General features: G+C 67.9%; 6 protein-coding genes. 4 read left to right on the forward strand and 2 right to left on the reverse strand.

Annotated features, from left to right (window positions below; translation table 11 throughout):
* The first annotated feature begins 144 nt into the window (after positions 1 to 144).
* Positions 145 to 1,974 carry a hypothetical protein gene (locus JNK99_RS13265; protein ID WP_291853901.1) on the forward strand — a complete coding sequence of 610 codons (1,830 nt, stop codon included), beginning with the start codon at positions 145 to 147 and terminating at the stop codon, positions 1,972 to 1,974.
* Positions 1,975 to 2,944: 970 nt separating this feature from the next.
* Here the strand turns inward: JNK99_RS13265 and pyk are convergent.
* Positions 2,945 to 4,357 (reverse strand): pyruvate kinase, encoded by a 1,413-nt coding sequence (pyk, locus tag JNK99_RS13270; protein WP_291853903.1) that lies wholly within the window; start codon positions 4,355 to 4,357, stop codon positions 2,945 to 2,947.
* Positions 4,358 to 4,578: 221 nt separating this feature from the next.
* Between pyk and JNK99_RS13275 the strand changes: the two genes are divergently transcribed.
* The 3 genes from JNK99_RS13275 to rarD all read left to right on the forward strand — a co-directional run bounded on the left by JNK99_RS13275 (position 4,579) and on the right by rarD (position 7,234).
* A complete protein-coding gene (locus tag JNK99_RS13275) occupies positions 4,579 to 5,583 on the forward strand; it encodes a cytochrome c peroxidase (protein WP_291853905.1) in 1,005 nt (334 codons plus the stop codon).
* A gap of 63 nt (positions 5,584 to 5,646) precedes the next feature.
* Positions 5,647 to 6,342, forward strand: a complete 696-nt coding sequence (locus tag JNK99_RS13280) for a DUF599 domain-containing protein (RefSeq protein WP_291853906.1) — start codon at positions 5,647 to 5,649, stop codon at positions 6,340 to 6,342.
* A 4-nt stretch (positions 6,343 to 6,346) separates the two neighbouring features.
* The gene (gene rarD, locus JNK99_RS13285) at positions 6,347 to 7,234 is read left to right on the forward strand and encodes an EamA family transporter RarD (RefSeq protein WP_291853907.1); all 888 of its coding nucleotides are present in this window, start codon (positions 6,347 to 6,349) and stop codon (positions 7,232 to 7,234) included.
* On the opposite strand, the gene JNK99_RS13290 is transcribed toward rarD, so the two are convergent.
* Positions 7,231 to 10,854, reverse strand: a complete 3,624-nt coding sequence (locus JNK99_RS13290; protein WP_291853908.1) for a glycosyltransferase family 9 protein — start codon at positions 10,852 to 10,854, stop codon at positions 7,231 to 7,233. The genes rarD and JNK99_RS13290 overlap by 4 nt on opposite strands.
* Positions 10,855 to 11,251 lie beyond the last annotated feature (397 nt).

The raw sequence follows: 11,251 nt of genomic DNA on the forward strand, positions 1-11,251 counted from the left end.
GGTGAACTCCGGCATCGACAAACCGGGTTGAAACTGAATTCGATTCATGGCCATGGCGGTGCTCCCTGTGGTGACAGAGTGCAGGATAAGCCTCGCCGGGCTCACCCAGCGCGCCCGGCTGACGATCATTGCTAATCAGGAGAAATGATCGCCCTGGCGCTGACGCAAAGCCACTGTGCGCTGGGTAATGAGGAGAGCGGCCCCTGGCTGCCCCTGAAGGAAGGCTTTTTCGTGCCGCTCGACGACGTGCCGGAGCTGTTTCGCGCCGTCGGCGAGAGCAAGGATGCCAGTGGCCAGCGCGCCGACCTGTTGTACGTGACGGCGGCGCGACGAGGTGGGCTGCAGTTTTCCTTCGTCGAAGTGAAGTTCCGGCGTTACCTCAAGACCGCCCGCGCGCTCGATTTTCTCGATCTGGTCGCCGAGCAGCTCGACGCCTCATGCCAGCGCTGGGACAAGCTGTTCGGCCAGCAGACTGCATCGCTCGAAAAGACGGTGCAGCGCGCCCGGCTGGCGCGGGTATTGCGCTTCTACGCACGCAAGGGCCGGCGGCACACGCTGTCCGACGAGGCGTTCGAGCGCATCGACAGGGAATTGATGAAGCTGGCGCGCGAAGGCACGGGCTACCCCTTGCCGGCCTTGCTGGAACAGCCGCGCGCGAAAGTCGGGTTCGTCTTTCGTCCGGAATTTGGGGCGACGGCGCCCGCACAAATCGGCTCCGACGTCTGGCTTTTCGGACCGGCGCGGTTGCCGGAAAGTCAACGCGGCGCGCCACTGGACAGCGCACACCAAGCGCCGATTGCAGTGGCCCGGTCGCCCACCGCCGGTTTACGAAACAGTGCTGAAGTGGTCGAGTCCTCACCCTCAGCCGCTCCGATCAACACGAACGAAGCTTCTCTCCCGCCGACGGGAGGGGTGTGTACGGTCGAACCTCTGGACGCTGTGGATCTCCTGCTGGGTCATCGCCAGGGCAGCGACGAACCGGTCCAGTGGCGAGTGAGCATTCGCGGCAATCCGCACTTGTTGATCGTCGGCCTGCCAGGCATGGGCAAGACCACCTGCCTGATCCAGCTTTGCCGGCAACTGATGGATGGGGGAATCGCGCCGATCGTCTTTTCCTATCACGAGGACATCGACGAGAAATTGGGCGCACTGTGGGGCGACAAATTGCGCATCGTCAGTTATGCAGGGCTCGGCTTTAACCCCTTGCAGGTCGTCGATGATTCGCCATTCGCTTACATGGACAACGTGACCTTGCTGCGCGACAACTTCGCGGCGATCTTCCCGGATCTCGGTGATGTGCAACTGGGCAGGGTTCGTGAAGCGATCAAACAGAGCTATATCGACCGCGGATGGGCGGCAGGAAGGCGCGGGGAGATTCCACCCTTCGGCGCGTTCTACGAACTGCTCAAGGCTGATTCCAAACCGGACAAGGGGCTGATGACCCGCCTGGCGGAACTGGCCGATTACGGGCTGTTCGAGGCCAGTGCAGGAAATCCGAGTCTGCTCGACAGTCCAGCCGCCGCTCTGGTCCAGGTTCACAGTTCACAGAACGAAGTGTTGCAACGCGCGTTTTCCACTTTCGTCTTGCACAATCTTTACCAGTCGATGTTCCGGCGCGGTACGCAGGAGCGTATTACGCATGCGATCATCTTCGACGAAGCGCATCGTGCGACCCGTCTGAAACTGATTCCGACCATGGCCAAGGAATGTCGCAAGTACGGGTTGTCTTTCGTGGTCGCCTCGCAGGAGGCCAAGGATTTCGATGCCTCGCTGTTCACCGCTGTGGCCAGCTACCTGGCGCTGCGAGTTGGTGAAGCCGACGCCAGGTTGATGGCGAAGATTTTCGCTCCTTCGGACAAGGTGACGCTCTACGCCGACCGGATCAAACAGATCGACAAGTTCAAGGCCTGGTTCCACTCGGAGGGCATGCGTGTGCCGGTCCACGTCGCGTTGGGGGATGCTCCACCTGCCTGACATGATCCGCGCGCGTTGAAAGTTGCCCTCGGAAATATGGCCGCTGGTGAATTGGCTGCCGGGGATGTCGGATTGGTCGCGATGATCTCGCCCATGCGCCCACGGAGCTTCGGGAGCAAGATGGCAGGGCAAGCTCCTGCCTTGCCCCCGCAGCGCCTCGGCAGCGCAGTGCAGCCATTGCTATGGCGCACGCCGGCGCCGGAGGCCGGCCAGCGCCAGGCAGGTCCTCGAATCGGACCCGGATGCCAGCGACCGGGAGGGCGGCGTCCGCTGCCCAGGGGCATGCGCCACATGCACCGGTCCGTCCGGCTTACCCGCGCCAAGGCCGGTAAAGAGGGAATCGCCACTCGTGAGAAGGTCGAGCCGGAAGCGCAGCATCGTGCCTGCCGCGTTGCTGCCCAGGCTCAGCGAGGTGCCGACGGCGGTCGCATGATTGGAGAATTCATGCCGATTGATTTGCAACTGGTTTGTGCAAGCAGGTCGAGCCACGGCGGGGGTAAAGTGGTTCGACAGCGGCAACGGTAGCTGCTTGTGCCGGCCAGTCTGCCGAGCGGGACGAGCCAAACTGGGATCACGCGCAGCAAAGCGCCCTGACCGCTGGCGGAGCACGCCACCCCCCAGGGCGAGGGAGCGAGCGGGGTGATCCAGGGTTCAGGTGCGCCGGGCAAGCGTTGCATCGCCAACACCCGGCATTTCGATTCGCCGGGCAATCGATCCCTCGTCGATCGACGATATTTGCCATCTGATGGCAAATATTTCGTCTGGAAACGAAAATATTTCCCTTACAAGTGAAAATATTCCATCTTCTGTCGTGATCATTTCCGGTCGACAGGCCATTGTTGAGGTGAGGCTGGCCTTGCCTGGTGCGCGACGGCGAACCCGAGGATGGGCCGGAGCGAAGCATGCCTCCGGCCGCTCGGGCGCCGCGCGGAGGATGTCGTCCGGGCGCGGCGGGCAGCCGTCGCCGGCTTCAGACGCGAACGATGCGTACGCTGTCGGTGCTGCCGGCGCGTGGCCCGGCCGAGCCGAAGACGAAGGCGAGCAGATCGCCCTCGCGCACTAGGCCGGCGCCGCGCGCGGCGACGATGGCCAGGCGCAACTGTTCGGATGGATCGGCGTTCTGCGGCACGACCAGCGGTCGGACGCCCCAGACCAGCGACAGGTCACCGAGCACCTGGCTGCTCGTCGAGATGCCGGCAATCGGCACCTTGGGCCGGAAGGCGGCGACGCGGTGCGCCGTCTGGCCGCTGCGCGTCGGGCAGAGGATGGCGGCGACGCCGAGTTCTTCCGCCGCCTGCACGGCGGCGTGCGCCACTGCCCAGGCGACGCGGTCGCCATCGGCGCCGCCGGCTTCCGGGGTGACCCGTTGGCGTGGCCAGGTCTCGGCCGATTCGGCGACTTCACCCATCATGCGCACGGTGGCGCAGGGGTAGAGGCCGACCGCGGTTTCCTCCGAGAGCATCAGGGCGTCGGTGCCGTCGAGCACGGCGTTGGCCACGTCGTTGACCTCGGCGCGTGTCGGCAGCGGCGAGCGGGTCATCGATTCGAGCATCTGGGTGGCGGTGATTACCGGCTTGCCCGCCTGGTTGCAGAAACGGATGATCTCCTTCTGCAACAGCGGCACGCTGCGTGCCGGCATCTGGATGCCGAGGTCGCCACGCGCTACCATCACCGCGTCGGCCGCCTTGACGATCCCGGCCAGATTGTCGATCGCCAGGGCGGTCTCGATCTTCGGCACCAGGGCTGGCCGGAAGCCGCGCCTGGGCAGCATGGCGCGCACCCGTTCGACATCCTCGGCGCGGCGCACGAAGGAAAGGCCGAGGAAATCGACCTTGGCGGCGATCGCCATCTCGAGCGCCAGGGCATCGCGTTCGGTGAAGGGTTCGACGTGCCCCTCGGCGCGCGGCAGATGCATCCCCTTGCGCGAGCGCAGGGTGCCGCCACGCACGACCTCGCTGCGCACGTCGTTGCCGACCGACTCGATGACGCGCAGGACGATGGCGCCGTCGGCCAGATAGACGTCGTCGCCGGGGCGCACCCACTGGGCGAGATCGGTCAGCGTGGTGGCGACATGGCGGGCATCGCCCTGGCCGTCGTCGCCGCCGCAGAGCAGGAATTCCTGGCCGTTCTCGAGTTCGACCTCGGCACCGGCGAGCACGCCGGAGCGGATTTTCGGGCCGGGCAGGTCGACCAGGGTGCCGATGCTCCTCCCGAGCACCTGCGACAGCTCGCGTACCCGGCGGACATTGGTCGCGTGCGTTGCCATGTCGGCATGGGCGGCATTCAGCCGGACCACGTCGACACCGGCTTCGAGCAGTTGCCGCAGTGCTTCCATGGCAGAAGTGGCGGGGCCGAGCGTGGCCACGATCTTGGTACGGCGCATCAGCGACTCCTCGGTCGTTGCGATCCCCGGTGCCGCCCACCGTGCAGCGTGGCGCGCACGGCTGAGCCTTGCCCAGGATGCCGAAAGGCGACAAAAGCGGGCGAGTATATTGGCCACTGCCGGGCGCAGTCAATCGGCCGGCGGTGGCTCGGCGCCAGCTTTGCGCTCGCTTGGCGCGCGGTGTTACCCTATCTTCGTCCACCAAGCGAAGAGGAGAAGAGATGAAAGCGAGATCCCGCCGTTGGCTTGTCACCACCGCCGTAAGCGCGGCGCTGCTGGGTTGTGTCACCACCCCCGAGGGCGGTGGCGGTTATGCCCGTTCGTCGGCCTTGCCGGCACCGCCCGAGCCGGCCGACAATCCGACGACGCCGGCCAAGGCGGCGCTCGGCAAGCAGCTCTTTTTCGACGCCCGGCTGTCGGGCGACGGCAGCATGGCCTGTCAGGGCTGCCACTATCGCCATCTCGGCTGGACCGACGGTCTGCCGCTGTCGCGCAAGGTCGGCGGCGGCATGAACACCCGTCATACGCCCAGCGTGTACAACACCGGTTACTACACGTCCTGGTACTGGGACGGACGGGCGAAGACGCTCGAAGGGCAGGTCACCGCCGCCTGGAAGGCGCAGATCGGCGCCGACCCGGCGAGGGCGGCGGCGGTCATCGCTGCCGTTCCCGGCTATCAGGCCGAGTTCCAGCAGGTCTTCGGCGCGCCGCCCAACGCCGACAACATTGCCCAGGCGCTGGCCGCCTTCCTGCGCACGCTGAACAGCGGCGAGGCGCCGTGGGATCGCTACCAGGCGGGTGACCAGACGGCCGTTTCGGGCGACGCGGTGGCCGGCTACGAGCTGTTCGTCGGGAAGGCCGGCTGCGCCGCCTGCCACAAACCGCCACTCTACAGCGACAGCCTGTTCCATAACATCGGCCTCGAAGCGGGCAAGGCCAGCCCGGACCCCGGCCGCTTCACGGTGACCAAGGAGGCCAGGGACATGGGAGCGTTCAAGACGCCGTCGCTGCGCTCGGTGAGCATTTCGGGTCCCTACTTCCATGACGGCAGCGTGAGCAGCCTGGAGGCGGCGGTGCGCTACATGGCCGCGGGCGGCAAGGCCGATGCGAACAAGAGCGGCCTGCTGACCGATCGCCGGCTCTCCGACAGGGAAGTCGGTCAGCTCGTCGCTTTTCTCGCCACGCTGACCAGCCACGAGCGCTTCGCGCCACCCCGGCTGCCGTAAGCCGGGTGGGGTACGGCGCGCCGGCGACGTTCGCGGCGGGCACTTCTGTGGCAAGATGGGGCGATGCATGCCTTGCCCCATCTCGCGCCAGCCGACTGGCTGGCGCTGCTCGCCTTTTTCAGTTGCTGGGCGGGCTACGCCTGGTTCTCGGAGCGTAGCCGCTGGGCTTCGCGCGGACTGATCCGCAGCACGCGCGATTACCGGCTCGAGTGGGCCTACCAGATGCTGGCGCGCGATGTGCGGGTGACCGACTCTACGCTGATCGGCAACCTGGTGACCAGCGTCACCTTCTATGCCAACACCACGATCTACATCATCGCCGGTCTGGTCGCCGCGCTGGGGGCGGCCGACAAACTGCTCGACTTCACCGTCGACCTGGCGTTCGCCGGGGCGGGCAACCGCGAATTGCTCGAGATCAAGCTGATGCTGGTGCTCGGCAGTTTCGTGTACGCCTACTTCAAGTTCACCTGGTCGCTGCGTCAGTTCAACCTGCTCTCGATCCTGGTCGGCGCGGCACCGCCGCCCGGCGCGCGGGGAGAACCGGCGATCGAGGCTTGCGCGAGACGGCTGGCGGGGGCGAACAATCTGGCCGGCGACGATTTCAATCGCGGCATCCGCGCCTACTATTTCGGTCTCGCCGCCTCCGGCTGGCTGCTCAGTCCGCTGTTGCTCGCCATTCTCTCGCTGCTCATCCTGCTGGTACTCTATCGGCGTGACTATCGCTCGGCGGCGCTGGACATCCTGCGCCACCCGGGGTGAGGCGTTGACCGCCCGGCGGCAACTGGCCGGCGTCGCTTGCGGCCTGCTGGCCTATGGTATCTGGGGCTTCTTCCCGCTGTTCTTCCGCCAACTGGCGGACGTGGCGCCGATGGATGTGCTGAGCAACCGTGCCGTCTGGGCCTGTGTCTTCGTCGGCCTGCTGCTCACCTTGCGCCGGCAATGGTACAAGGTGGCCGCCGTCCTGCGCAGTGGCCGCCAGTTGCTGCTGTTGAGCGGTGCGGCCCTGCTCATCGGCAGCAACTGGCTGGTTTTCCTGTGGGCGGTTGCCAACCAGCAGGTGATTGCCTCCAGCCTCGGCTACTTTCTGACCCCGCTGGTCAATGTGCTACTCGCCCTGACGGTGCTCAAGGAGCGTCTCGACCGGCTGGAGTGGCTGTCGGTTGCCCTGGCGGTGGCGGCGATCGCCAACGAGATCCTGGCCTTCGGCAGTCTGCCCTGGGTGTCGCTGATCCTCGCCGGCACCTTCGGAACCTATGGTCTGCTGCGCAAGCAGTTGCCGGTCGATGCGCTTTCCGGCCTCTGGCTGGAGACGCTGGTGATGCTCCCCTTCTGCGCACTGTACGCCGGGTGGCAGGGGCAGCTCGGTCATGCGGTGTTCAGCGGGCATGCGCCGGGCAACACCGCCTTGCTGATCGCCTCCGGTGCGCTCACCGCCCTGCCGCTGATGTCGTTTGCCGCCGCCACCCAGCGGCTCGACCTGGCAACGGTCGGCATGCTGATGTACATCAATCCGACGCTGCAGTTCGTCACCGCCGTCTGGCTGTTCGGTGAGCCGATGCAGGGGACGCGGCTGCTCAGCTTCGGGCTGATCTGGCTCGGCCTGCTGCTGTTCAGTGGCAGTGCCTGGGGCAAGTATCGGGCGGCAGTCTAGTCGCCGGCCGCTGCCGTGGCCTCGCCCGGCCGGCGGCCGGGTGCCTGGTCCGGCGGCTCTGGCGCCGCTTTGAGCAGGCTCATGCCGCCGATCGTCAATCCCGGCGGCAGGCCGGCGACGCCGGCGCGCTGCACGGCCGCAGCCGATTGCCGGATGGCCGCCGTGCCCAGGCCGAGTTGGCCCGCTGCGAGCCCCAGCCAGGCGGCGAGGCGCGCCGGGCTGACCACCGAACGACGATGTCGGGAGTCTTCGAAGGCTTCCGGCTCGGCGGCCAGATCGAAGCTCAGCACGAGTCGGCCACCCGGCTTGAGGATACGGCTGGCCTCGCGGATGGCGAGGGCGGGTTGCGCCAGGTGCTGCAGTACGGAGATCAGCAGCACGGCGTCGAAGCCCGCGTCGGCTGATCCGTCGCGTGCCGGCAGGGCGTAGAGGCTGGCCGGCCGGGCGGCCAGCCCGGCGGCAGTGGCCCAGTCGAGAAAGCGCCGGGCGGCATCGGTCCGGCCGTCCCAGGCGAAATTGCTGTCGTAGCCGCTGACTGCATGTCCTTGCGCGGCCAGCCAGGGAGCGAGGGCGCCGCGGCCGCAGCCGAGGTCGGCGATGCGCAGTGGCGGGCCGTCGGCGCCGCCTGCGCCGCCTGCGCCGATGCCGAGGGCGGCGAGCGCGAAGGCGTATTCCCATTGCTTGCTGGCGTGCAGGTGGCAGCCGGTGGCCGGGCCATGGGCATGGCCGTCCGGCTCGTCACGCAATCCGGCGTAAGCGCGCATCTCGGCGATCACTCCCTGCTCTCCGGGTTGCGCGTCGCCTGACCAGAGTGCGCTGCGCAGCGGCCGCCAGGTCGCGGCAGCCGGCGGCGAGCGGCGGTCGAGGCGGGCCAGCGCGGCATCGAGCACCGTGGCCGGGGTGATGGCGCTCATGCAGACGGGCTGGGCAAGGCCGCGCGGGCAGCGGGTCATCCAGTCCGGCGTACTCCACCAGCACGGGCTGCACACCGTGGCAGCGAGATTGACGTTGTCCGCGTAGCCGAAGAAGCCGGGGTCGGTCGGCCCGAAGAGGACGACAGCGGGGGTGCCTAGGGCATGCGCCGCATGCACCAGGCCGGATTCCCCGTCGATGTGCAGTTCGGCGCCCTGCAACAGCCAGAGGGCTTCGCCGAGCCGGAGGCTGCCGACCAGGCAGTCGTCCACGCCGGGAATCGGGCGACTGGTCGGGCCGCCGATCTGTACGATGCGCAGCGCCGGCTGCGCTTTCCTGAGGTCGGCGATCAGTTGCTGCCAGTGCTCCAGCGGCCAGCACTTGACCGCCTGACCGGGGCCGACCTGAAGGTTGGTATCGAAGCCGTCATGCACCGTGATCCAGTGCCGGCCGCTGGCCGCCAGGCGCAGGCGCGCGGCGGCGTCGGCCTCGTCGAGCGCCATGACGAGCGGCGCCTGATGGCCCAGGATGGCGGCCGGAAGGCCGGCCGCCGATGCGCTGCCCGGTTGATCGAGGGCGGCGCTCCACGCCGGGGCATCGCCGCGCTGCCGCCCCGCCATCTGGTTGAGTCGTGCCCAGAAGCCATCGAGCTGCGGGTGCCGGTCGACCAGTCCGCGCACGCTGGCCAGGCGGCGGTTGGCGCGGCTGATCAGCTCGGCGATCGCCGGATGGCTGGCGCGCCACTGCTCCGGCGGATCGAGGAAACGGACGAACTGGGTGATTTCGACGCGCCAGCCGCGGGCCGCCGGCCATTCGCGCAGCGGCCGGCTGGCACTGAGCAGGCCGCGCCGGCCGAGCGCCAGCTCGGCCAGGTCGGGTCGGTCATTATAGGTCACCACCTGGCCGAAACCGCTCAGACGCCAGAGCAGTTCGATCAGACGTCCGGCAATCAGCAGGTCGCCAAAGCCGCCACTCAGGCGGATGGCGAGCGGTAGCGCCGGGGGCGGTGGTGGCGGACTGGTCGGGCCTCGCTCGCCGGACGGGGCGCTGTCAGGCAGCGCTGCCGGCGCAGTGCGCTGGCGGCTGCTCGGCAGCAGGCCGGGCGCCAGTTCGCACAGCTTGGCAGCCACTCGTGCCGGTGCGAGGCGCTTGAGGCATTCGAGATGCTGCGCGCAGTCGCGCCGGCCCCAGGGCTGCGTGCGGCAGGCGGGTTCGCAGGCGAGGCCGCCGCTCAGTGTGTGCAGCGCTGGCCAGGGCATCGCTTCGCGGGCCGGGCTGGTCAGCCCGAAGAGACCCAGGGTCGGCACGCCGAGCGCCGCAGCCAGGTGCATCAGGCCGGAGTCGTTGGCCACCAGCGCCGTGCACTGGCCGATCAGACGGGCAGTGTCGCGCAGCGACCGTGGCCCCGTTGCGTCGTGCACATGCGCCGGCCAGCGCAGCGGGGTAGCGAAGTAGGTACCGCTGACGTCGTCGTCCGCGGTCGTTCCGACGCGCAGCACGTTGGTGAAGTGGCCGGCCAGCTCGCCGTAGCCGTGCCACTTTTTCCAGGGCCAGCCCGCCTTGCAGCCGGCGTGGATGGCCAGGGTGCCGGCGGCGATGCCGTCGTCGCCGCCACGCAGCGTCGGGGCGAGCGGTGGGGGTGGCAGCGGACCCTGCCAGCCGAGTTGTTGCGCGATGGCTGCGCTGCAGCCGGGGTCGCCCGCCGTTCGCCAGAGCTGGCCGTCGGCCAGTATTTTCTGGCCAACGGCGGGGAGGCGCGCGGCAAACGGCGTTGCCCAGTAGGCGAAGACGGCCAGTGCGTACGGCGCCTGGTCGACCGCTGGCCAGTGGTCGGCGGCGGGGTCGGCCGGCCACACGCGATCGACCCCGGGTGCGCCGGCGAACAGTTCGCAACTGTCGCCGTAATCGGCGGCGATCAGCAGATCGACGACATGGCCGGCGGCGTTCAGGGCCGGGATCAGCGAGGCCCAGCGCAACAGGTCGCCGATGCCGCCAGCCAACACCAGCAGGGCGTGCTTGCTGGCCGCCGGTACTGGCCTGCAGTGGCCGATCAGGGCGTCGATCGCACTCCGCTCGAACGGCGTCCACCAGGCGTTTCCGGTGTCCTTGTGGCTGGAGTTGCCGGCATGCACGCTGGCAATGCACAGCGCCGGGTCGTCGAAGTCGAGGACCTCGGCGGCATGGGCGGACCAGACGAACTGGTTGTCCTCGCCGATCGACTGGTCGGGGAAGGGGTGCGCCGCCCAGAAGGCGCGCCGGTAGAGCAGCGTGGCGCCACATAGCCAGGGTCGCCGGCTGCCCTGATAGCGGTATTCCCAGGCGCGCGCGCCGTCGAGTTCGCGAAAGTAGACGCGGCTCGATCCGCACAGTGCCTTGCCCGGCTGGGCGAGCAGTGCCCGCACCTGGCGGCCCAGGCGGTCGGCAGCGTACCAATCGTCGTCATCCCAGTGCGCCAGCAGCTCGCCATGTGCCGCGGCACAGGCGAAGTTGCGCTTGGCGCCGAGGCTGAGTCCGGCCGGGCAGGGGACATGCCGGACCCGGCCGCCGGCCAGTGCGCCACGCAGGCTGTCGGGCAGGCCATCCTCGCTGACGATCAGCAACTCGGCATCAACGAAGTCCTGTGCCAGGAAGTTGGCGACTGCGGCCGGCAGCAGCGCGTGCCGGCCGCGGGTGGGCATCAGGCAGGAGAGGGAAATCGGTGTGGACATGGCGGCACTCAGGACGTGGACGTGACCCGGGTCGGCGGAAGCTGTCGTCGAATGCCCAGCCGAATCCGACCTGCGCGATGTGTTCGTCGAGTGCGCTGGTGTTGCCCTTCATTCCGGTTTCAGTCCACCTTCGCGCTCGTTGAGAAAAAGGCCGGCGGGTCCCTTCATTCTTGTCTCCTGCCGCGCTCCGGGCCCCGGCAGGAATGGATGACGAGCGGGATCCTGGCGGGCTTGAAGAATGATTCAGGCTAACAGGATCTATGGACTCCCCCGATTTTGCAAGGTGATGTGTTGTTGGTTTGTCGGAAGCAGCCTGCAGGAATCTATCCGGCCTACTTTCGTGGTGCCCGTCGGCACCGGCCCTGATGACATACGCTGCGTGGAACCCTCATTAGCA

It is taken from the genome of Accumulibacter sp. (genome assembly GCF_016789985.1).
GTDB lineage: Bacteria > Pseudomonadota > Gammaproteobacteria > Burkholderiales > Rhodocyclaceae > Accumulibacter.

Excerpts from the sequence above, each read along its gene's own strand:
- JNK99_RS13290 (WP_291853908.1), bottom strand. The coding sequence starts at position 10,854 with ATGTCCACACCGATTTCCCTCTCCTGCCTGATGCCCACCCGCGGCCGG.
- pyk (WP_291853903.1), bottom strand. The coding sequence starts at position 4,357 with ATGCGCCGTACCAAGATCGTGGCCACGCTCGGCCCCGCCACTTCTGCC.
- JNK99_RS13275 (WP_291853905.1), top strand. The coding sequence starts at position 4,579 with ATGAAAGCGAGATCCCGCCGTTGGCTTGTCACCACCGCCGTAAGCGCG.
- JNK99_RS13280 (WP_291853906.1), top strand. The coding sequence starts at position 5,647 with ATGCATGCCTTGCCCCATCTCGCGCCAGCCGACTGGCTGGCGCTGCTC.
- JNK99_RS13265 (WP_291853901.1), top strand. The coding sequence starts at position 145 with ATGATCGCCCTGGCGCTGACGCAAAGCCACTGTGCGCTGGGTAATGAG.